This is a genomic window from Streptomyces sp. NPDC051636, assembly GCF_044453765.1.
GTDB lineage: Bacteria > Actinomycetota > Actinomycetes > Streptomycetales > Streptomycetaceae > Streptomyces.
The window spans coordinates 87138-108224 of sequence record NZ_JBITDA010000013.1 but is presented as its reverse complement, the minus strand read 5'-3'; the positions used below and the strand labels follow the sequence as shown (position 1 = coordinate 108224).

Sequence of the window (21087 nt, the reverse complement as noted above, 5' to 3'; positions counted from 1 at the left end):
ACGCCGACCGGTTCCGGTGACGGCCAGGAGACGGGCGCACCCGGCAGCTGCGCGGGCCTGAACGGTCTCGGCGGAACCCGGATCGAGGGCGGAGGATCGGACTACCATGGGTGAGGTGTCGTCACAGGAGGAACGTGACCAACAACTGGCCTTGCTCTGCGAGGAGTTGCCCCGGCTGCGCGTCCTGCACCGGGGGCCGGTGGGTGCGGCCGGGCGACGGGTGATGGACCGCGCCGTGCGCGCCGCCCGCGCCGGTGAGCCGATCGGCGAGTACCTCGACACCCTGGGGCTGCGCACCGGCCCCACGGTGGATCGTGCGGCGCCGGCCCAGCGCGGGCCGGCGCTCCCGACCCCGGTGGCGGACGCGGCGCCCCGGGCCCTGTTCGGCGCCCACGTCTGCCCGCGCGGGGTCTGTACGCGCCGGGAGCAGCGGCCGGCCGACGCGGAGCGGCCGGTGTGCGAGGTCTTCGACCTGGCCCTGCGCTTCGACCCCGAGAGCTGAACGGGCCGGCATGCTCTCCGGATTCGTCACGGATGTCGGCCGGAAGCTCGCCGAACGCTGGGCGGGCGCGGTGGTGCTGCCCGGACTGGTGTTCACGGCAGTGGCGGCGACCGCGCTGACACTGCGTCAGCGGCACTGGCGGGACATGGACTTGCTGCACCGGCAGCTGACCGCGCTGACCGGGGAGGGCGCCGCTTCCGGCTCGACGCGTACGGCGGTGCTGCTGCTGGGCGTGCTGGCCGCGTCCTTCGCCGCCGGGCTGCTGGCCGACGCGCTGGCGGGGCCGTACGAGCAGGCGCTGCTGGGGGGTTGGCCGGGCCCGCTGGGCCGGGTGGGCGACGCGCTCACCGGGCGGCGGCACCGGATCTGGGAGGCGCGTGACCAGGCCTGCCGGGCGGCACGCGCCGAGGGTGCGGACACGGGCCTGGTGGGCGAGTTGGAGGCGCGGCGCAACGAGGTGGCGCTGGTCCGGCCGGAATGCCCGACCTGGATCGGGGACCGGCTGCGCGCCCCGGCGGTACGGATCAGGCTGGAGTACCGGCTCGAACTGGCCGACAGCTGGCCCCGGTTGTGGCTGCTGCTGCCCGACTCAACCCGCCAGCCGCTCGCCGAGGCCCGGCAGCGCCTGGACGAGGCGATGCGGCTCGGCGGCTGGGCCCTGCTGTACCTGCCGCTGGGCGCACTGTGGTGGCCGAGCGCCCTGGCCGGGACGGGCGCGGCCCTGGTGGCCTGGCGGCGCTGCCGCGAGCGGGCCGAGGAGTACGCCGAACTCGTCGAGTCGGCCGTCGACGTCCATCTCCCGGACCTCTTCGAACGGTTCGACGAGGAGACCCACCCGGCCCGGGCGAGCCTGGGCCCGGCGGTCACCGAGCGGTTCCGCAAGGGGGCGGGGCCGCGGCGGTCCTGACGGGGCCACGGGAAGCGGGCAGAGCATGACGAGGGGGTGCGGATATGGGTACGGACATGACGACAGGCACACCGGACCGGCACCGGGCGCCCAGACGCGAGCGCCCCGCCCCGGACACGGACACCGCACGGCTTCCACCGGAAGAGACGCGCACAGCACCCGGCGCCGGACATCGGGAGTACCGCACATGACGACGCACACGGCCGACGCACACCGGCCGCCGGAGGAGCACCGGCAGGCCGAACGGGAGCGGTTACTGGAGGCCGTGCGGCAGCGGCTGGACCGGGCCGGCGGTCCGCAGGGCAACGCCCGTCTGCACACCGAAGAGGCGCGCGGGGAGACCGACCGGTTGCTGTGGCACCTGGTCGGACCCGCGCCGGACGGCGGCTTCGGGCTCGACCCGGAGGTGGCGTACGTCCTCGGCGTGACGTGCCTGCTGCGCGCGGACGACCGGCCCGAGGCGCCGACCGCCGAGGCGGACGGCCGGTACGGCCTGCTGCTGCTCGCCCCCTTCTACTGCCATCTCCCCGGTCAGCCGGACGCGCTTCCCCCGCCCCTGCGCGCGGGGCTCGACCACATGCTGGGTCCCGGGGGCGGGCGGCCCGAGGACCCCGACGAGATCGTCCGGGAGCATGCCGCCTCCCTCGTCAACGTGGCGATACTGCTGCTGGAGACGGGCATTGCGCTGCCGTACCCGGAGGCCCTCGAGGTCGCGGCCCGACTGTCCCGCGAGGCCATGCCGTACCTGTCGCCCGAGGGCCCCGACCGGGCGCTCGCCGGCTGCAACCTCGGGTACGCGCTGCTGGTGAGCGCCCACTCCGGCCAGGCCCCGCCCGAGCGGATCACCGAGGCCGTCGAGGTGCTGCGCACCGCGTTCGCCGCCACCCCCGAGAGCCACCCCAACCACGCCCGTTGCGCCAACGGCCTCGGTCTGGCCCTGGTCGCCTCCGCCGCGCAGGCCGAGGACCGCACCCGCCTGCCGGAGGCCATCGCGATGCTGCGGACGGCGACGCGGACCGCCACCGGGGCCGACGCGAACGTGGCCCAGATGCACTCCGACCTCGGCCACGCCCTCACCGCCTACGCCCTGAGCGCCGACGAGGGCGAGGAGGTGGGCCCGGAGGTGCGCGAGGAGGCCGTCGCCGCGCTCCGTCGCGCCCTGGAACTCACCCCCGCCGAGGAGCAGGCCGCGCTGCGCGACCGCCTCGACCGGCTGGCCGCCGCCGCGCTGATCGGCCTGCCGGAGGGCGACCGGCCGCGGGCCGCCGCGCAGGCGGAGGAGGCGGTGGAGGCCCTGCGGCTGCTGCTCCACCTCACCTCCGACGACCATCCCGAGCGCGGTGACGTCCTGCTGCGGCTGGCCCACAGCCTGGTGGTGGCCAGGCAGCCGCAGGAGGCCCTGGGCCTGCTGGCCGAGGCCGAGCCCCTGTTCGCCGGGGACACCGAACGGCAGGAGCAGGCCCAGGCGCTGCTGTTCGAGGCGGCCATGGTGCAGGCGGAGCTGTCCTCCCGGGACGACCTCACCACCGAGCAACTGGCGGACGAGCAGGCCATCGACGACCTGATGCGTTCCCTGCTGTCCGGCGAGGCGTCCGATCATCCGCTGGGCGCCGTACTGAAGCTGCTCGGCCTCGGCGGGACGGCCGGCGGCGGGAGCGGCAGTCAAAGCCGCGGCCAGGAGCTGATGGAGTTCGGCGAGCTGGTGCTCGGCTACCCGGACCAGGTCTCCCTGAGCGACATCTTCGCCAAGGTCGTGGAGCGGCAGGCCCGGCACATCGCCCAGCTGCCCGAGGAGGAACGGGATCAGGCCCTCGCCGAGTTCCTGGAAGGCGGCGAAGCGCCGGACGGGTTACCCGGTCTGTTCGAGGGACCGGTGGACACCAGCGAGCTGGACGAGCTGCTGGAGATCCACGAGCGTGTCCTCCCCCGTCTGCCGGCCGACGACCGCATGCGCCCCCTGCTGAGCACCACCCAGAAACACCTGCGTCTCGTGAAGCTCATGCACGAGGCCGCGAACGCGCCGGACGGCACGGAGGAACGGCTGCGGTCGATGCGGGCGACCCTGCCGCTGATGCGGGAACTGCTCACGAGCCTGCCGGCCCAGCTGGAGGAGATGGGCATCAAACCCGAACTCTTCGGCGGCCACACGGCGTTGGCGTTCGCCGAGGAGTCACCGTTCGACCAGCTGGAGGCCATGCAGGAGGGGGTGCGGGCGGCCCGCCGCAGGCTCGCGGACCTCGCCCCCGACGCACCGGAGCGCGCCGATGCGCTGGCTTCGCTGGCCATCTGCCTCTTCGTCCGGCACACCCGGTGGGCCGAGGAGTCCGACTACGAGGAGGCCAGGGCCATCGCCCGCGAGCTGACCGCCGGACCGGAACCGGACCCGCGCTCCGCGGGCCTGCTGACGTATTGGACCTCCGCCGCCGAGTCGCGCCTGCAGAGCGCCCGGCTGGTGGGGAGTCAGCCGCCGCAGGCCGGCCAGTCCCCCAACCCGACCACCCGGCTCGCCTCCGACGGCGCCGCCCAGGCGCTCGACCGGCGGGACCCCGTGGAGGCGCTGGAGACGCTGGAGGACGGCCGGGCGCACCTGCTGTCCCAGGCGCTCAACGCCCGCCGGGAGATGGAGGTCCTGCACGGCGCGGACGCCGACCTGCACGCCCGGCTGCGCGCCGCGCTGGAACGGCAGCGCGCCCTGTACCGGGCGATGGAACCGGGACACCGGCCCACCACGGAGGAGGAGGCCACCCTGCGCGCCGCCGTGGAGGACGCCGCCCGGCTCGTCGCCGAACTGCAGCGGCGGCCCGGCTTCCAGCGTTTCCTCACCCCGCTGCCGCTGGGCCTGGACGACCTGCGGCCCGCCGCCGAGGAGGGCCCGGTGGTGAGCATCAACGTCAACCCGCGCCGCTGCGACGCCCTCGCGCTGTGCTCGGACGGGCTGCGCACGGTGCCGCTGCCCCGGCTGTGCGCCTCGGACCTGGTCGCCCAGGCCGAGTCGTTCCGGCTCGCGGTCGAGGTACTGGCCGCCGGGCCGCGCGACCCGCTGTTCGAGGACGCGCGGGACGTCTTCACCGGGACGCTGGCCTGGCTGTGGGACGTCCTGGCCGAACCGGTCCTGGACGCCCTCGGACACACCCGGCCGCCGCTCCCGGGAGCGCCCTGGCCCCGACTGTGGTGGTCGCCGTCCGGCGTGCTCAACTCCTTCCCGCTGCACGCCGCCGGCCACCACGAACCCGACGCACCGCAGGGCGCGGCCGTCCTGGACCGGGTCGCCTCCTCCTACACCCCGACCCTGCGCGCCCTGCTCCACAGCCGGGCTCGCCGGCGCGCGGCACCCGGCCGGCGGCGCGTCCTCGCCGTGGCCATGCCGGAGACCGCCGGACAGGCGCCGCTGGGCCGTACGGTCACCGAGGCGACCGCGGCGGCGTCAGCGGGCGGAGGCGTGCCGCTGGTGGGGCCGGACGCCACCCGGGAGGCGGTACGCACGGCCGTGCTGGACGCGGCCGTGGTGCACTTCGCCTGTCACGCCGACAGCGACCCCGAGGACCCCGCGACCGGGCGGCTGTTGCTGTCCGACGGCGACCTGCTCATCCGGGACATCGCCGAACTCCGCCTGGAGACAGCGGAGTTGGCCTACCTCTCGGCCTGCGGCACGGCCCGTGGCAGCGCCGCGCCCGCCCTGGTCGACGAGGTCATCCACCTCGCCTCCGCCTTCCAGCTCGCCGGTTACGCCCAGTCCGTGGCCACGCTCTGGGAGGTCGGGGACGCCTTCGCGGCCACCGCCGCCGCCGACTTCCACCGCGCCCTCGCCCCCGCCCTGTCCGACCCGGGCCCGCTGCCCGCCGCGCTGACCCTGCACCACACCGTCCGCGCCCTCCGCACCGCGGACCCGGACCGGCCCTGGACCTGGGCGGCCCTGGTGCACGCGGGGGCGTGAGCGGGGCGGGGCCCGGATGTCAGCGGGACTCGTGGGTGATCCGCTGCGCAAGCGGCGAATCCGCCGCCCTGGTCCGCGAGTGATGGGGGAGCTGCAAACGATCAGGACACAACAGAACAGCGCGAAGCGCACCGGTCGGCGGCCCGCGGAGCGCCGGCGACCCCCGGTTCAGTCCTCTTCCGGAGCCAGCCGCAGGGAGATGCTGTTGATGCAGTACCGCTGGTCCGTCGGGGTCGGATAGCCCTCGCCCTCGAAGACGTGCCCGAGGTGGGAGCCGCAGCGGGCGCAGCGGACCTCCGTGCGGACCATCCCGTGGGCGCGGTCCTCGACGAGCTCCACGGCGTCGGTGTCCTTCGGGTCGTAGAAGGACGGCCAGCCGCAGTGGGACTCGAACTTGGTGTCGGAGGTGAAGAGTTCGGCACCGCAGGCGCGACAGGAGTAGACGCCCTTGGTCTTGGTGTCGGTGTACTCACCGGTGAAGGCGGGCTCCGTGGCGGCCTGCCGCAGGACCGCGTACTCGGCCGGGTTCAGCTCCGCGCGCCACTGCTCGTCCGGCTTCTCGACGTCGTACGACATGAGCCTCAGCCCCTTACTTCGACAGCTGGTCCAGGATCCGCGGTCCGAGGTCCGTGACATCGCCCGCGCCCATGGTGAGAACGAGATCACCGGCCTTCGCCATTCCCGCGATCACCGCCGGCGCCCGGGCCTTGTCGTGCACCGCCGTCACGTCGGCGCCCGCCGCCCGCGCCGCCTCGATGATCAGGTCGCTGGTGACGCCGGGGATCGGGTCCTCGCGGGCCGGGTAGATGTCGAGGACGACCGAGGCGTCGGCGAGGGCCAGGGACTGGCCCATCTCCTTGCCCAGCTCCTGGGTGCGGGAGAACAGGTGCGGCTGGAAGAGGACCAGGATCCGGGCGTCGCCCGCGGCCGCGCGCATCGCCTCCAGGTCGGCGGTCATCTCCGTGGGGTGGTGGGCGTAGGAGTCGATCACCTGGACGCCGGCCGCCTCGCCCTTCAGCTGCAGGCGCCGCTTGACGCCCGTGTACGCGGCCAGCGCGGGCGCCAGCTCCGCGGCCGGGACGCCCAGGGCCGCGCCCGCCGCGAGCGCGGCCACGGCGTTGTGCGCGTAGTGGCGGCCGGGGACGGAGACCGCGAAGGTGAGCTCCTCGCCTGCCAGGAGGACGGTGACCTCGCTCTTCAGGCCCTGGGGGACCACGGACAGCACGCGTACGTCGGCGTCCCGCGCCTCTCCGTACGTCACCGTCCGCACCGACCCGGCCAGCCGCCGGGTCAGCTCCCGCGCGCCCTCGTGGTCGGCGGAGATCACCAGCGTGCCGCCGGGCACGATCCGGCCCGCGAAGGTCTCGAAGGACTCGTAGATCTCGTCCATCGAGGCGTAGTTGGCGTGGTGGTCGAGTTCGACGTTGAGGACGATCGCGACCTCGGGGGCGTACTTGTGGAAGCTGCGGTCCGATTCGTCCGCCTCGGCCACGAAGATGTCGCCGTCGCCGTGCAGTGCGTTGGAGCCGGGCACGTCCAGGTCGCCGCCGATGGCGTACGAGGGGTTCAGGCCCAGCTCGGTCAGCGACACCGCCAGCATGGACGTCGTGGTCGTCTTGCCGTGGGTGCCCGCGACGGCGATCGGGCGCAGGCCGTCCATCAGCGCGGCGAGGGCGTCGGAGCGGTGCACCACCGGGATGCCCAGCTCGGCGGCGCGGGCCAGCTCCGGGTTGTCCTTCCGGATCGCCGACGACACGACCACACAGCTGGCGTCGTCGGCGAGGTGCTCCGCCGCGTGCCCGATGTGCACGGTCGCCCCGAGCTCCCGCAGTGCCTCGGCGGTCGCCGACACCTTCGCGTCACTGCCCGCCACCTCGGCCCCGCGCTGCGCGAGGATCTTCGCGATACCCGACATCCCGGCGCCGCCGATGCCGATGAAGTGCGGTCGGTCCATGGCGGAGGGAAGGCCGGGTGCCATGTGCGTATCTCCCAGGATGCGGTACGACGGTCAGCGCGCGCCCCGTGCAAGGGGCGCGCCCCCACCCTATTGCGTGCTGTCCACCTACTCGGACACCGAGGGACCGCTACGCCTTGCTGTGCGAGAAGAGCTTCAGCACCGGCACCCCCACCTTGTGCCGGGCCCGCGAAGCCCAGTCCCGGTGGAAGAACTCCTCCACGTAGTGGGGATCCGTCAGCACGATCACCTCGTCCGCCCCCACCTCGTCGACGAGGGTCTTCAGCGCGTCCAGCGGATGGTCCTCCACCAGCCGCCCCTCCGCCTCGCTGCCGGCCGACCGCAGGGCGGTGAGGGACACGTCCAGGGCCTGCCGCGCGGTCGCCTCGGCGTCTGTCTCCGGCGTGGCAACCTCGCGCGCCGCCTCGTCGAGTTCGCCGAGCGCGATGTCGTCGATGGCCCTCAGCAGGCGGTCCGCCTGGTCGCCGCGTGGCTGGAGCAGTACGTGGAAGACGACCGGCTCGTCACCGTGCAAGGTGGTGACGAACTCCACGTCGGCGGACGTCAGGGCCTTCTCGATCATCAATACGCTTGTGAACACCAGCGCCCCTTCTCCTGCGGAAACTTTTCAGGACCGACGGTAACGACTGAACAGGAATCCGGCCTCCTCCAGCAGGGACACGAGCTCGAACCGCCGGGGCACGGCGACCGACGGCCCCCCGGCGATGCGCTGCGCGTCCCCGGCCGTGAGCATCGGCGAGACGGTCAGACACAGCTCGTCGAGCACCTCCGCGGCCACCAACTGGCCGAGCAGCCGGGGGCCGCCCTCGGTGAGCAGCCGGGTGTGGCCGAGGTCCGCGAGGGCCTGGACGGCGCGGGCCGGGTCCACGCCGACGCCGTCGCCCGCGATCACCACGCGGGCGCCGGCCTTCTCGGCGGTGGCGACCCGGTCCGGGGCCGCCGCGGCACCGGTGAGGACGAGGGTGGGCACAAGGGGCGAGGTGAACAGCGGGAGCGAGAAGTCCAGCTCCAGGCTGGCGGTGACGACCGCGATCGCCGGGGCCGGGCCCTGGCCCGCCGCGGCCCGCAGCGCGGCGAACTCCGCGCGCTCCCGGGCCGGGCGGTACCCCTCCTGACGTACCGTTTCCGCGCCGACGACCACGACGTCCGCCAGCGCCCGCAGCGTGCCGAAGATCCGCATGTCGGCCGCGCTGGAGATGGGGTGCGAGCGGCCCTCGTGCTGGGCCGCGCCGTCGAGGGTGGAGACCATGTTGGCCCGCAGCCACGGCACCCGCCCGCCGGTCGCCGTCGGCTCGGGGTACGCGTAGGCGGCGGCGAGTTCGGCGAGGCTCCACTCGCGGTCGGCGAGCTCGCCGGAGTCCCGGGCTGCTGTTTCTTCGGTCACAGGGAACAGGCGTCGCATGCGGTGCAGTGTTCCACGCCGCCTACAGTAGGGAAGCGTGCCTACTTCCACCGCCGCCTCCGGGACCGGCTCCCTGGCCGACGCGGCCCCGCTGTCCCTGTGCGCCCGCGAGCCGCACGTCCCCGCGGACCGGCTGGTCGCCGAGATGGTGCCGCCGCCGCGCTTCGACTCGGTGCGCTTCGCCACGTACATCCCGGACCCGAACCAGCCGAGCCAGACCGAGGCCGTACGGGTGCTCGAGGGCTTCGCGGCCGGGATCGACGGCGCGAGCGCCGGTGGCGGCGTCAAGCGGAGCCTGTTCGGCTTCGGCAGGGCGAAGGGCAGGGCGAAGACGGCCAAGGCCCCGGCCGGGCCCCGCGGTGTCTACCTGGACGGCGGCTACGGCGTCGGCAAGACCCACCTTCTCGCCTCCCTCTGGCACGCCACCCCGGCCGAGCCGTCGCGCAAGGCGTTCGGCACGTTCGTCGAGCTGACCAACCTGGTCGGCGCCCTCGGCTTCCAGAAGACGGTGCAGACGCTCTCCGGGCACAGCCTGCTGTGCATCGACGAGTTCGAACTCGACGACCCGGGTGACACCGTGCTCGTGTCCACCCTGCTCGGCAAGCTGGTCGAGGCGGGCGTGGCGCTCGCCGCCACCTCCAACACCCTGCCCGGCAAGCTCGGCGAGGGCCGGTTCGCGGCGGCCGACTTCCTGCGCGAGATCCAGGGCCTGTCCGCCCACTTCCGGACCCTGCGCATCGACGGCGAGGACTACCGTCACCGCGGTCTGCCCGAGGCGCCTGCGCCGTTCTCCGACGAGCAGGTGACCCGGGCGGCGCACGCCGCCGAGGGCGCGTCGCTCGACGCCTTCCCGGACCTGCTGGACCACCTCGCCCGGGTGCACCCCAGCCGGTACGGCGCGCTCACCGACGGCCTGAGGGCCGTCTGCCTCACCGGTGTGCGCCCGGTGCCCGACCAGTCGACGGCCCTCAGGCTCGTCGTCCTCGCGGACCGGCTGTACGACCGTGAGGTGCCGGTCCTGGCCTCGGGGCTGCCGTTCGACCAGCTGTTCAGCGAGGAGATGCTGAACGGCGGCTACCGCAAGAAGTACTTCCGCGCGATATCCCGGCTCACCGCACTCGCGCGGGACGCCAAGGGCCTCGTGCCGGCCAAGTAGGGCCCATAGCCGGTCCAAACGCGCCGGTCAAGGATCATTTCAGGCCACGCCACCAGCAGTTTTCACGCTCTCTTCCGCGGGAAACACCGAGTTGACCCTGCAAACAACGTTGCAGGGTTAACGTGTTTCTTGACCATCCATTGACCAACCCTTGGCATGGACCAAACGCGTGAACAAAGGAGAGGGGGGCTCATGTTCCGAGGTACGACGGCCCGGACCGTGCTCGCCCTCCTCACCGCGGCTCTGCTCACCCTGCAGCTCTTCGCACCCGGTGGAATCTTCGCATCCGCGCACACTTCCCGTCAGGTGGAGGCCAAGGCTCCGCCCGGAATTAAGCCCTCCCCAATGCCGTTGCGCGACGATTCCGACACGTTCCGCGATCTCGACTCCGGCGGGGACCCGTCCGGTCCACCGCAGACCCGCGACCGCCACCGCACCGCCGCCTCCGGGTGGGCGCACGAACGCCCGCTGCCGATCCGGGATCCGGCGGCCGCGCACCCGGCGGCCGCACCGCGCGTCACGCACCACCGCACAGCAAGATCCGGGAGAGCCCTCTCTCCGGCCGCGCTGCAGGTCTTCCGCTGCTGAGAGCCGGGTGCCGTTCCCCCCCCATCCGTCGTGCAAGCCCGACGCGCCGTCGAGGCGCGCCAGGAGGAGACCCCACATGCAGCCCCTCATCGACAACGCCCGTACGTTCGGACAGCGCCCTGAGGAGTTCGCCGAGCTCGCCGAAGGCCAGTCCCCGCAGGTGCTGTTCATCACCTGCTCCGATTCCCGGGTCGTCCCGGCCCTGATCACGGGCGCCCGTCCCGGCGAGCTCTTCGAGCTGCGCACCGCGGGCAACATCGTGCCTCCGTACGCCTCGGAGCACCCCACCAGCGAGGCCGCCACCATCGAGTACGCCATCGAGGTCCTCGGCGTCCGGGACGTGGTCGTCTGCGGCCACTCCCACTGCGGAGCCGTCGGCGCGCTGGTGCGCGGCGACGACCTCGACGCCGTACCCGCCGTGCGCGACTGGCTGTCGCACGCGACTCCCCGGCCCAAGGGGGCCGTGGAGGACCCGACGGTCGCCGAGGGCGTGCAGAGCCACATCCTGACCCAGCTGCTGCGGTTGCGCTCGTACCCGTGCGTCGACGAGAAGCTGGCACGGGGTCAGCTCACGCTGCACGCCTGGTACTACGAGGTGCACACCGGCGCCGTACGGGCGCACCGCCCGCAGACCGACACCTTCGAGGCCCTGTGAGCGCGCCGATGACCAACGTGACCCCCATATCCCCGACGCCCCCGAAGTCCCGTTTCCCGTACCTCAAGCAGGACTTCGCCGCGTCCCTCGTCGTCTTCCTGGTCGCGCTCCCGCTGTGCGTGGGCGTGGCCGTCGCCTCCGGCGTCCCGGCCGAGCTCGGACTGGTCACCGGCATCGTGGGCGGCATCGTCACCGGGCTGATGCGCGGCAGCAGCCTGCAGGTGTCGGGGCCGGCCGCCGGGCTGACCGTGCTCGTCTTCGAGGCGGTGGAGGAGTTCGGGCTGCCCGCGCTCGGCGCCATCGTGCTCGCCACCGGCCTGCTCCAGATCCTCATGGGCGCCCTGAAACTGGGCCGGTACTTCCGGGCCATCTCCGTCTCGGTCGTCGAGGGCATGCTGGCCGGCATCGGCCTGGTGCTGATCGCCGGACAGCTCTACCCCGCCCTGGCCGCCAAGGCCCCCGGCTCGGGCCTGGGCAAGATAGCCGGGCTCCCCGGGGCGTTCGCGGACGCCCTCGGGAAGACGGGGGCCATGGCCTCGTTCGCGCTCGGCGCGGGCACCACAGCCGTCCTGCTGCTGTGGAAGTACGCCCCGGCGAAGGTGCGTACGGTACCCGGTCCGCTCGCCGCGGTCGGTCTCGCCACGCTGGCCGCCCTCGTCCTCTCCCTGCCGGTGGCCACCGTCGAGGTCAAGGGGCTGCTCGACTCGGTCCAGCCGCCGCCGCTGAGCTCCTTCGGCGAGCTGGCGGGCGTCGGGGTGCTCGGCACGATCGTCGCGTTCACCCTGATCGCGTCCGCCGAGTCGCTGTTCAGCGCGGCGGCCGTGGACCGGCTGCACGACGGGCCGCGCACCCAGTACGACAAGGAGCTCCTCGCCCAGGGCGTGGGCAACACGGTGTGCGGGGTGCTCGGCGCGCTGCCGATGACCGCGGTGATCGTGCGCAGCGCGGCCAACGTCCAGGCGGGCGCGCGGACCAAGGCGTCCCGGGTGCTGCACGGCGTGTGGCTGCTGCTGTTCGCGGCGCTGCTGCCGGACGTGCTCGGCTACATCCCGATCCCGGCCCTCGCGGGCATCCTGATCTACTCGGGCGCCAAGCTAGTCCCCGTCCGCGCGCTCGCCGCCCTGTGGCGTGAGCACCGCGGCGAGGCGGTGATCCTTACCGTCACAGCCGTGTCGATCGTCGCGGTCAGCATGTTCGAGGGCGTGCTCATCGGTCTCGCGCTGGCCGTCGTCAAGACCGCCTGGGAGGCCTCGCACGTCAGGCTGGAGGTCGTCGACAAGGGCGCCGGTCCGGTCGAGGCGTACCTGACCGGCAACGCTACCTTCCTGCGGCTGCCGAAGATCCTCGACACCCTGGAGGCGCTGCCCCAGGACCGCCCGGTCCGGCTGGACCTGACCGGCCTGCACCACCTCGACCACGCCTGCCGCACGGCCCTGGAGAACTGGGCCGAACGGCACAGCGCGGCGGGCACGGAGCCGGTGAAGCTGATGGCGGCCTAGCCGCACGTACGCCGCTGACCAGCGGCACACCATGATGCCCGGTCCTGGACTCGACCCGGGTCTCGGGCCGGGCATATCGTTGCAACACCATACAAAGGACCTCTCGACGAGGGGGTCGACATGCTCCAGGAGCTGCTGGGTGCGATCGCGGCGGCCGCCGGCGTGGGCGTGGTGTACCTGGCCGGCGCGGCGCGGATCGTCAAGCAGTACGAGCGCGGGGTGGTCCTCCGGCTCGGGCGGCTGCGTGGCGAGGTGCGATCGCCTGGGTTCACCGTGATCATCCCCGCCGTGGACCGGCTGCGTAAGGTCAACATGCAGATCGTGACGATGCCCGTGCCCGCGCAGGAGGGCATCACGCGGGACAACGTGACGGTGCGGGTGGACGCGGTCGTGTATTTCAAGGTCGTGGACGCGGCGGCCGCGGTCATCAACGTCGAGGACTACCGGTTCGCCGTCTCGCAGATGGCGCAGACCTCGCTGCGCTCGATCATCGGCAAGAGCGACCTGGACGACCTGCTGTCCAACCGGGAGAAGCTCAACCAGGGGCTGGAGCTGATGATCGACAGCCCGGCCATCGGCTGGGGCGTGCAGATCGACCGGGTCGAGATCAAGGACGTGTCGCTGCCGGACACGATGAAGCGCTCCATGGCCCGGCAGGCCGAGGCCGACCGTGAGCGCCGGGCGCGGATCATCAACGCCGACGCCGAACTGCAGGCGTCCAGGAAGCTGGCGGAGGCGGCCCAGCAGATGGCCGACACGCCCTCCGCGCTGCAGCTGCGGCTGCTTCAGACGATAGTGGCGGTGGCGGCGGAGAAGAACTCCACGCTGGTCCTGCCGTTCCCGGTGGAGCTGCTGCGCTTCCTGGAGAGGGCCCAGCAGCCGGCGGCCAACGGTGACGCGGGCGTCCGGCCGGGATAGCGTGCCGGGCATGCGCCGGAGCCTCGCGAGCGTCGTGTCCGCGGTGGCCGCGGTGACCGTCGCGGCCGGGTGCGGAAACGGCGACGGCGGTGGTGCGCCCGCCTTCGCCCTCTCACCCACCGCCACGCGGCGGATCACGGTGACGAGCACGGCCTTCGCCGAGGGCGGCACGATTCCGCGTCGCCACCGGCGCGGACGTCTCCCCGCCGCTCGCCTTCTCCGGGGTGCCCGCCGGGGCCGCGGGGCTGGTGCTGCTGGCCGAGGACCCCGACGCCCCGCACGGCCACGTTCACGCACTGGCTGGTGTGGGGCATCGACCCGCACGAGACGCGGCTGGCCGCTGGACAGGTGCCCGCGGGCGCGACGCAGGGCCGCAACGGCTTCGGCAAGGACGGCTACGGCGGCCCGTGCCCGCCCAGGGGCGGCCGGCCGCACCACTACGTCTTCTCCGTGTACGCCACCGACCGACGCCTGGACGATCTGGCCTCCGGCGCCACCGCGGACGCCGTCCGGCGCGCCCTGACCGGCCACACCCTCGCCCACGGCACGCTGACCGGCCGCTACGGCCGCTGACTTGGCAAGCCCCGGCCGTGCGGCGCACGATCGAGGGATCCCGAGCGGAAGGGGCAGCCGTGGCCGGCAAGGACCCGCGGACGGACACGAAGAGGGCGGACACGAAGAACGGCGCACTCCCCGACCTTCGCGAGCTGCTGCGCCTCCCCGACGGCGAGCGGGTCGACCTGGCCGCGTACGACGCCGCGGCCACCCCCGGCGCCCCCGGCGGCAAGGCCGCCGCCCAGGCCGCCACCGCGCGGACCGGCAAGCGCCTGGCCGGCCTCCAGGAGCGCCTGTGGGCGGCGAGCACCGCGGGGGACCGCCGCCGGGTGCTGCTGGTGCTGCAGGGCATGGACACCAGCGGCAAGGGCGGCACGGTCAAGCACGTGATCGGCCAGTTGAACCCGTCCGGCTGCCGGATCCAGGCCTTCAAGGCGCCCACCGACGAGGAGCGCCGGCACCACTTCCTGTGGCGCGTGCGGCGGGCGCTCCCCGAGCCGGGCGAGATCGGCATCTTCGACCGCTCCCACTACGAGGACGTCCTCATCGCCCGGGTCCACGGCCTCGCCCCGAGCACCGAGATCGAGCTGCGCTACCCGCAGATCAACGACTTCGAGCGGGCCCTGAGGGACGACGGCGTGACCGTGGTCAAGTGCTTCCTGCACCTCTCTTACGACGAGCAGCGGCGCCGCCTGCTCAAACGCCTCGACAACCCGGACAAGCACTGGAAGTTCGAGCCCGGCGACATCGACGAGCGCGCCAGGTGGCCCGCCTACCGGGAGGCCTACGAGACCGCCCTGCAGCGCTGCTCGAACGCCGCCCCCTGGTACCTGGTCCCGGCGGACCACAAGTGGTACCGCAACTGGGCGATCAGCCGCCTCCTCCTGGCGCACCTGGAGGACCTGGACCCGCGCTATCCGCCGGCGGACTTCGACGTGGCCGAGTGCCGGGAACGGCTGCTGCAGGAGGGCTGACGGCAGGACACGGTCAAGCGCGCCGGGACGGGGTACCCGGCGGCCATGAGCGAGTACCGGCACGTCAGTGGTTCGTACTGGCTGGAGACGGCGCCCGGGCCGTCCCGCCCCGCCCTGACCGAGGACCTGGACGTCGACGTGGCCGTGATCGGCGCGGGCGTGGCCGGGCTGAGCACGGCCTACGAGCTGGCGCGGGCCGGGCTCGGCGTGGCGGTGCTGGAGGCGCGGCGGGTGGCGGCCGGGGTGACCGGGCACACCACCGCCAAGCTGACCGCGCTGCACACGCTGATCTACGACAAGCTGCGCCGCACGCGGGGGCCGGAGGGCGCCCGGCTGTACGCGCGTTCCCAGTCAGAGGCGATCGAGCACGCCGGCGCGCTGGTCGGGGAACTGGGCATCGCATGTGACTGGGAGACCCGCAGCGCCTACACGTTCGTCCGCGACGAGAGCCGGGTGGACGAGGTGCGGGCGGAGGCCGAGGCCGCCCGGGAGGCCGGGCTGCCGGCCTCGTTCGTGACGGAGACGGGCCTGCCGTTCCCGGTGGCGGGCGCGGTCCGGGTGACCGGGCAGGCGCAGTTCCATCCGCGCAAGTACCTGCTGGCCCTCACCCAGGACCTGCTCGCGCGTGGCGGGCAGGTGTACGAGGACACCACGGTCACCGGCCTGGAGGAGGGCGAGCCGTGCCGGCTGACGACCGCCTCGGGTGCCACGGTGACCGCCCGCCACGTCGTGGTCGCCACCCACTACCCGATCTTCGACCGGGCCCTGCTGTTCACCCGTCTCTCCCCGCGCCGGGAACTGGTGGTCGCCGGACGCCTGGACGCGAGCCGGGACCCCGACGGCATGTACATCACCCCCGAGGAGGACACCCGCTCGGTGCGCACGGCGCCGTACGGCGAGGACGGGCAGCGGCTGCTCCTCGTCACCGGCGAGCACTTCACGCCCGGCACCGGCGACACCCCGGCCCGCTTCGAGCGCCTGGAGGCGTGGGCCGGCGAGCACTTCCCCGGCGTGGAGCTCACCCACGCCTGGGCCACCCAGGACAACGACCCGACCGACACCGTGCCGCTGGTCGGCCCGCTGCACCCGGGCGCCCGGCACACGTACGTCGCCACCGGCTTCGGCGGCTGGGGCCTGAGCGGCGGCATGATGGCCGGTCTGCTGCTCACCTCGCTGATCACCGGCCGGGCCTGCCCGTGGCGGGAGCTGTACGACCCGCGCCGGGTGAAGTCCACCGTGCGGGAGGCGCCGTCGTTCCTCAAGCACCAGGCGCAGGTCGCCCGGCACTTCGTCGGCGACCGGCTGCGGTCCTCGCCCTCCGTGGACGAGATCGGCCCCGGCGAGGGCGCGGTGGTGCAGGCCGGGCACGAGCGGATGGCCGTGCACCGCGACGAGGGCGGCCACCTGCACGCCCTCTCCGCCCGGTGCACCCACATGGGCTGCCTGGTCGCCTTCAACGCGGCCGAACGCGCCTGGGAGTGCCCCTGCCACGGCTCCCGCTTCGACGTCGACGGCAAGGTGATCCAGGGCCCGGCGATCAAGCCGCTGGAGCAGCGGGACGTGTGACCGGGCTGCCGCCGGGCGGGTGACCGTACCGTCGAGCCGCACTGCGGATCGTCATACATCAGGACATACCGCCCTACGTTCGTACGGTGATCGGACTTGTACGACGCATTACCGCAGCCTGCGCCCTGAGCGCCGCCCTCGCCGCCTGCGGCACCGCCGGAGCACCCCCGGCCGGCCACCCGGCCCCCGCCAAGCCCGCCCCCTCCGCCGTGCGCCCGCCCACCCTCGCTGCCGGACCGGGCGGCCTGACCCCGGTCTTCGAGCACGGGCCGCGGACGAAGGGCAAGACGGTCGCCCTGACCTTCGACGCCGACATGACCGCCGACCAGGGGCCGCGCGCGGCAAGGGGTGAGCACTTCGACAACCCGGCGCTGATCGCCACGCTGCGCGCGCTGAAGGTGCCGGCCACCGTCTTCATGACCGGCAGGTGGGCGGACGAGTACCCGGCCGAGGCCCGTTCCCTCGGCCACGACCCGCGGTTCGAGGTCGCCAACCACTCCTACAGCCACTACGCCTTCACCGGCGACTGCTACGGCCTGCCCGCCGTCTCCGCGGACCGGATGCGGGCGGACGTGGAGCGGGCGTACACCGCCATCCGCAAGGCGGGCGTGCCGCACGCGTTGCCGTACTTCCGCTTCCCCGGCGGCTGCTACGACCAGCGGGCGCTGCGCGCGCTGAGCGGCCTCGGGGTCACGGCCGTGCAGTGGGACGTGGTGAGCGGCGACGCGTTCGCGACGGACGCCGACGCGGTGGCCCGGCAGGTGCTGGACGGGGTGAAGCCGGGGTCGGTCGTCGTGATGCACTGCACGCGCAGCGCGGCCCCGACGACCGAGCGAGCCGTGCGCACGGTCGTGCCGGAACTGCGCAGGCAGGGCTACCGGTTCGTGAAGGTCTCGGAGCTGATCGGGGCCACGGGCGCACGGCGGTGACCCGCTCACCGATGCCACGAAGCCGCCAGGGCCGACGGGCCGCCTTATGCGATGGGGGTCCCCGGCTCGAGCGAAGCCGAGAGTGGGGGAGGCAGGGGGCGCAGCGCACCGCCTGCTCAAGGTGACCGGCGGCCGGTGAGCGCGCAGGCCACGGCGCCGGACGCGGCGGCGAGCAGGGCCGCCCCGGCCAGCGGGAGCAGCGGCACCGGGACCTGGCCGGACCGCGAGCCGCTGACCAGGCCGCGCACCGCCGCCTGCGCCGGGGAGCCCGCCACCACCAGCAACAGCAGCGCGGCCAGCAGCATGGTGGGCACCGCCCGGCCGGGTGAGCGCAGCAGCGGCCAGTTGGTGAGGGCGCCGACGGCCGTACCCAGCAGGGCGCAGGCCAGGGCGGCCAGGATCCCGGCGGCACCGGCGTCGGGGCGCGCGACGTGGACGCGGTGCCCGGCGCTCGCGGGATCGCTGATCCACGTCACGACCAGGGTGGCCGCCGCGCCGAGCACCGCCGACGCGGACAGGGCCACCAGCAGACAGGCGAGGTGGGCCCTGGCGGGTCCGGCCGCGGCGGCGACGCAGGTACGGGCCGCGGGCGGCTCGTTGGTGACGCAGATCCGCACCAGCCAGGCGGCGACCGGCAGCAGGGCGGCGGCGTTGTACCCGAGCGAGTCGAGCACCGGCTGCCCGCCCTGCACACCGACGGCAAGGAAGGCCGCGTACAGGATGAACGGCGGCAGCCAGCGCTGGGAGCGCAGCAGCAGGGCGGCCTGGTAGCGCAGGAGGGCGGTCATGCGCGGCCCTCCGGGTCGAGGTCACGGTGGCCTGGGCGCACGCTCACCACGTGCCAGGGCGGGCGGTCCGTCAGCAGGGCGCGCAGAACGACGTCCGAGTGGGAGGCGGGAACGAGGAGCCGGTGGGTGCCGGGTGTCTCCTCCTCCGCTGTGGTGACCGTCGTGGTGACCGCCTTGGCCACGTCGTCGGGCAGGCGGCCGCCCGGCGGGCCCTGCACGGTCACGAGCGTGTGCGGCCCGGTCGGTGACGTCGCCTGTTCCGTACGGTGGTCGAGCCCGCCGTCGACGACCGCGTACGTGGCGTCGGCCGCCCCCGCCAGGCGGCGCGGGTCGTGGTCGACGAACACGACGGCGCCCCCGGCGGCTACACGTTCGGCCACCGCCCGCTCCAGCTCGGCCCGGGCCGCGGTGTCCAGGCCGGTCCAGGCCTCGTCGAGGACGAGCAGCTCCGGCTCCGCGAGCAGGGCCTGCGCGACCGCCACCTTCTGGCTGCTGCCCTTGGACAGCTGGGCCATGGGAGTACGGGCGTAGGCGGCGGCGCCGAAGCGGTCGAGCCACTCGCCGGCGGCGCGGGCCGCCGCCGTACGGGACAGGCCGTGCACGCGGCCGAGGTGGGTCAGGTAGTCGACGGCGGTGAGCGGCAGGGCCGACGGGAACCTCTCGGGGACGTAGGCGGTGCGCGGGCGGCCGGTGACGCGGCCCTCGGTGGGGGCGTCGATCCCGGCGAGCAGGCGCAGGAGCGTGGACTTGCCGGTGCCGTTGGCGCCTTCGACGCGGGTGAGTGTTCCGGGGGCGGCGGTCAGATGGATGTGCCTCAGCACCCAGGGGCCGCGCAGGCCGTAGCGCCGGCCGACCCGTTCGAGCCGTAGCTCACGTTGCATGGCAGAGATCCTCGCTCCTCGTCCCGCCTCGGTACGCGCACGGAAGAAGGATCTTCCGCCTGGCAGACTGGAGGACGTGACCAGTGACCCCGTCGTTCCCGGCGACAGCCCCTTCCGCTCCGAGCCCACCGCGCGCGAAAAGGGCCCGCAGTTCGTCCTGCCCCTGGTCGTGCGGATCGAGAAGGCGGCACCGCCGGCGCGTACCGACGCGCTGGAGACCGCCGCCCGTGCCGTGCTCATGATGCTCGCCGACGAGCGGTCGGCGGGGGACGGCGAGTGGGCGCAGGCCGTGCGGGACTGGCAGGACGCCCGGATCCGGAAGGTGGTCAGGCGGGCCCGGGGCGCCGAGTGGCGGCGGGCGGAGGCGCTGCCAGGGATCTCGGTCACCGGAAAGACGGCGGAGGCACGGGTCTTCCCGCCCGTCCCGCTGGACGGCTGGCCCAAGGACCTGGCCAGGCTCCAGGTGTCCGGCACCGAGCTGGACGACCCGGAACCGCCCGTCGACGCCGGCCCCGCGGCACCCGTGCTGTGGCTGAACCCGGACCTGGAGATGTCGGCGGGCAAGGCGATGGCCCAGGCCGGCCACGGCGCCCAGCTCGCCTGGTGGGAACTGTCCGACGAGGAGCGGACCGCCTGGCGTGACACGGGTTTCGCCCTCGCCGTGCGCACCGCCGACCCCGACCGCTGGCCCGAACTGACGGACTCGGGCCTGCCGTTGGTGCGCGACGCGGGCTTCACGGAGATCGCTCCCGGCTCCTGCACGGTGGTCGCCGACCATCCCGCACTGCGATGACGAGACGCGTTCGGCGACGCAGCGTTCGGCGCCGTACTCCTCGGCGCAGAAGTCGGTGAGCCGCTCGAACAGTTCCGGCGGGACGAGATCCCGGCCGTGCCGCAGGGCGACGGCGAGCCTCTCGGGCGCAACAGTCATGCGAAAGTCCTCTCTCCGTGAGCTGATGTGCGCGTACGGCCCGCCCCGGTCTCGACCTGTGCAAGGTCGGCGCCGAGACGGGCGTCTTGCAGACCCCTCCCGCCGTGTCTTCCGGACCACGACGGGAAGGGCGATCGGGGTGCGGCCCTGACCCGAAACGGCCGCCATGGGCCCCTGTCACCGGGCCGCGAGGTACGTGATCATCACAAGGCGCTCACGTCGCATCAAGTGCCTCCGCGTCGGCCAGCGCGTGCTGTCCTGCGGGAGACGCTGATGCCGCACGCGGCGGACCTGACCGGCGTCTCGTGCATCGCGAAGGGGGCCGACTCGCTGTTCGCCGACGTTGTGCTGGACCTCGGCGGACGTCTGGTCGCGGTCATCCCATCGAGGGACTACCGGCAGAACAAGGTCAAGCCGGATCACGCCGAGACGTTCGACCGGCTGATCGAGGCCGCCGCCGAAGTGCTCGTCTTGGACCACGAGACCGCGAACCGTTCGGCGTACGAGGACGCCAACCGCACGGTCCTCCAGCGTGCGGACCGTCTTGTCGCCGTCTGGAACGGCGAACCTCCGTCCGGAAAGGGCGGCGGCACGGCGGACACGGTGCTCGAGGCCCGCAGCGTCGGCTTGCCTGTCGACGTCGTGTGGCCGGAGGGATCAGCTCGTCGGGGGTGAGTGCTGGGCGTCGGTGTACACCGCCGACCGGATGTCACGCCTATGGCCTGCCCATCCTGAACCCGGCAATCATGCAGTCGCGGCACGAGGTCCTGCCATCGCAGCCCTAAGACGGGCACACTCACCCGACGCGTCACCACGGCCCAGGCCGGATCATGGCCTGCCCATCCTGAACCCGGCAATCATGCAGTCGCGGCACGAGGTCCTGCCATCGCAGCCCTAAGACGGGCACACTCACCCGACGCGTCACCA

At 73.6% G+C, this 21087-nt stretch carries 20 protein-coding genes; 14 read left to right on the top strand and 6 right to left on the bottom strand.

What is annotated here, in order from left to right; genetic code table 11:
- The first annotated feature begins 115 nt into the window (after positions 1-115).
- The 3 genes from ACIBBH_RS23065 to ACIBBH_RS23055 all read left to right on the top strand — a co-directional run bounded on the left by ACIBBH_RS23065 (position 116) and on the right by ACIBBH_RS23055 (position 5343).
- Positions 116-502, top strand: coding sequence for a hypothetical protein (locus tag ACIBBH_RS23065; protein WP_399407430.1), 387 nt, complete (start codon positions 116-118; stop codon positions 500-502).
- Between the two features lie 10 nt (positions 503-512).
- Positions 513-1409 (top strand): hypothetical protein, encoded by an 897-nt coding sequence (locus ACIBBH_RS23060; protein WP_399407429.1) that lies wholly within the window; start codon positions 513-515, stop codon positions 1407-1409.
- Between the two features lie 187 nt (positions 1410-1596).
- Positions 1597-5343, top strand: a complete 3747-nt coding sequence (locus tag ACIBBH_RS23055) for a CHAT domain-containing protein (RefSeq protein ID WP_399407427.1) — start codon at positions 1597-1599, stop codon at positions 5341-5343.
- A 168-nt stretch (positions 5344-5511) separates the two neighbouring features.
- Here the strand turns inward: ACIBBH_RS23055 and msrB are convergent, their stop codons facing one another.
- From msrB to ACIBBH_RS23035, 4 genes are all read right to left on the bottom strand, one after another.
- On the bottom strand, positions 5512-5919 hold the full coding sequence (gene msrB, locus ACIBBH_RS23050; protein WP_399407425.1) for a peptide-methionine (R)-S-oxide reductase MsrB: 408 nt from the start codon (positions 5917-5919) through the stop codon (positions 5512-5514).
- Positions 5920-5932: 13 nt separating this feature from the next.
- Complete coding sequence (gene murC, locus ACIBBH_RS23045) at positions 5933-7321, bottom strand: UDP-N-acetylmuramate--L-alanine ligase (protein WP_399407423.1); 1389 nt, start codon at positions 7319-7321, stop codon at positions 5933-5935.
- 106 nt (positions 7322-7427) lie between these two features.
- Complete coding sequence (locus ACIBBH_RS23040) at positions 7428-7898, bottom strand: indole-3-glycerol phosphate synthase (protein WP_399407421.1); 471 nt, start codon at positions 7896-7898, stop codon at positions 7428-7430.
- Positions 7899-7925: 27 nt separating this feature from the next.
- Complete coding sequence (locus ACIBBH_RS23035) at positions 7926-8720, bottom strand: pyrimidine reductase family protein (protein ID WP_399407419.1); 795 nt, start codon at positions 8718-8720, stop codon at positions 7926-7928.
- A 37-nt stretch (positions 8721-8757) separates the two neighbouring features.
- On the opposite strand from ACIBBH_RS23035, the gene zapE reads away from it, so the two are divergent.
- The 9 genes from zapE to ACIBBH_RS22990 all read left to right on the top strand — a co-directional run bounded on the left by zapE (position 8758) and on the right by ACIBBH_RS22990 (position 17560).
- Positions 8758-9876, top strand: a complete 1119-nt coding sequence (gene zapE / locus ACIBBH_RS23030; protein WP_399407417.1) for a cell division protein ZapE — start codon at positions 8758-8760, stop codon at positions 9874-9876.
- 192 nt (positions 9877-10068) lie between these two features.
- Positions 10069-10464, top strand: a complete 396-nt coding sequence (locus tag ACIBBH_RS23025) for a hypothetical protein (RefSeq protein ID WP_399407415.1) — start codon at positions 10069-10071, stop codon at positions 10462-10464.
- 76 nt (positions 10465-10540) lie between these two features.
- Positions 10541-11119, top strand: coding sequence for a carbonic anhydrase (locus ACIBBH_RS23020; RefSeq protein ID WP_399407413.1), 579 nt, complete (start codon positions 10541-10543; stop codon positions 11117-11119).
- A gap of 8 nt (positions 11120-11127) precedes the next feature.
- On the top strand, positions 11128-12618 hold the full coding sequence (locus tag ACIBBH_RS23015) for a SulP family inorganic anion transporter (protein ID WP_399407411.1): 1491 nt from the start codon (positions 11128-11130) through the stop codon (positions 12616-12618).
- A gap of 120 nt (positions 12619-12738) precedes the next feature.
- Positions 12739-13536: a slipin family protein gene (locus ACIBBH_RS23010; RefSeq protein ID WP_399407409.1), complete on the top strand. Its 798-nt coding sequence runs from the start codon at positions 12739-12741 to the stop codon at positions 13534-13536.
- 303 nt (positions 13537-13839) lie between these two features.
- The gene (locus tag ACIBBH_RS23005; protein ID WP_399407607.1) at positions 13840-14109 is read left to right on the top strand and encodes a YbhB/YbcL family Raf kinase inhibitor-like protein; all 270 of its coding nucleotides are present in this window, start codon (positions 13840-13842) and stop codon (positions 14107-14109) included.
- A 134-nt stretch (positions 14110-14243) separates the two neighbouring features.
- Positions 14244-15065 carry a PPK2 family polyphosphate kinase gene (locus ACIBBH_RS23000; protein ID WP_399407605.1) on the top strand — a complete coding sequence of 274 codons (822 nt, stop codon included), beginning with the start codon at positions 14244-14246 and terminating at the stop codon, positions 15063-15065.
- Positions 15066-15110: 45 nt separating this feature from the next.
- Complete coding sequence (locus ACIBBH_RS22995; RefSeq protein ID WP_399407407.1) at positions 15111-16631, top strand: FAD-dependent oxidoreductase; 1521 nt, start codon at positions 15111-15113, stop codon at positions 16629-16631.
- Between the two features lie 86 nt (positions 16632-16717).
- Entirely contained in the window at positions 16718-17560 is an 843-nt protein-coding gene (locus ACIBBH_RS22990) for a polysaccharide deacetylase family protein (protein WP_399407405.1), read from the top strand.
- A gap of 116 nt (positions 17561-17676) precedes the next feature.
- On the opposite strand, the gene ACIBBH_RS22985 is transcribed toward ACIBBH_RS22990, so the two are convergent.
- Both ACIBBH_RS22985 and ACIBBH_RS22980 read right to left on the bottom strand, forming a co-directional pair.
- Positions 17677-18348, bottom strand: a complete 672-nt coding sequence (locus ACIBBH_RS22985) for an ABC transporter (protein ID WP_399407403.1) — start codon at positions 18346-18348, stop codon at positions 17677-17679.
- Complete coding sequence (locus ACIBBH_RS22980) at positions 18345-19229, bottom strand: ATP-binding cassette domain-containing protein (protein ID WP_399407401.1); 885 nt, start codon at positions 19227-19229, stop codon at positions 18345-18347. The genes ACIBBH_RS22985 and ACIBBH_RS22980 overlap by 4 nt, the downstream gene beginning before the upstream one ends.
- A 76-nt stretch (positions 19230-19305) precedes the next feature.
- Between ACIBBH_RS22980 and ACIBBH_RS22975 the strand changes: the two genes are divergently transcribed.
- Complete coding sequence (locus ACIBBH_RS22975) at positions 19306-20022, top strand: aminoacyl-tRNA hydrolase (RefSeq protein ID WP_399407399.1); 717 nt, start codon at positions 19306-19308, stop codon at positions 20020-20022.
- Positions 20023-20433: 411 nt separating this feature from the next.
- Entirely contained in the window at positions 20434-20835 is a 402-nt protein-coding gene (locus ACIBBH_RS22970; RefSeq protein WP_399407397.1) for a hypothetical protein, read from the top strand.
- The last annotated feature ends 252 nt before the right edge of the window (positions 20836-21087 follow it).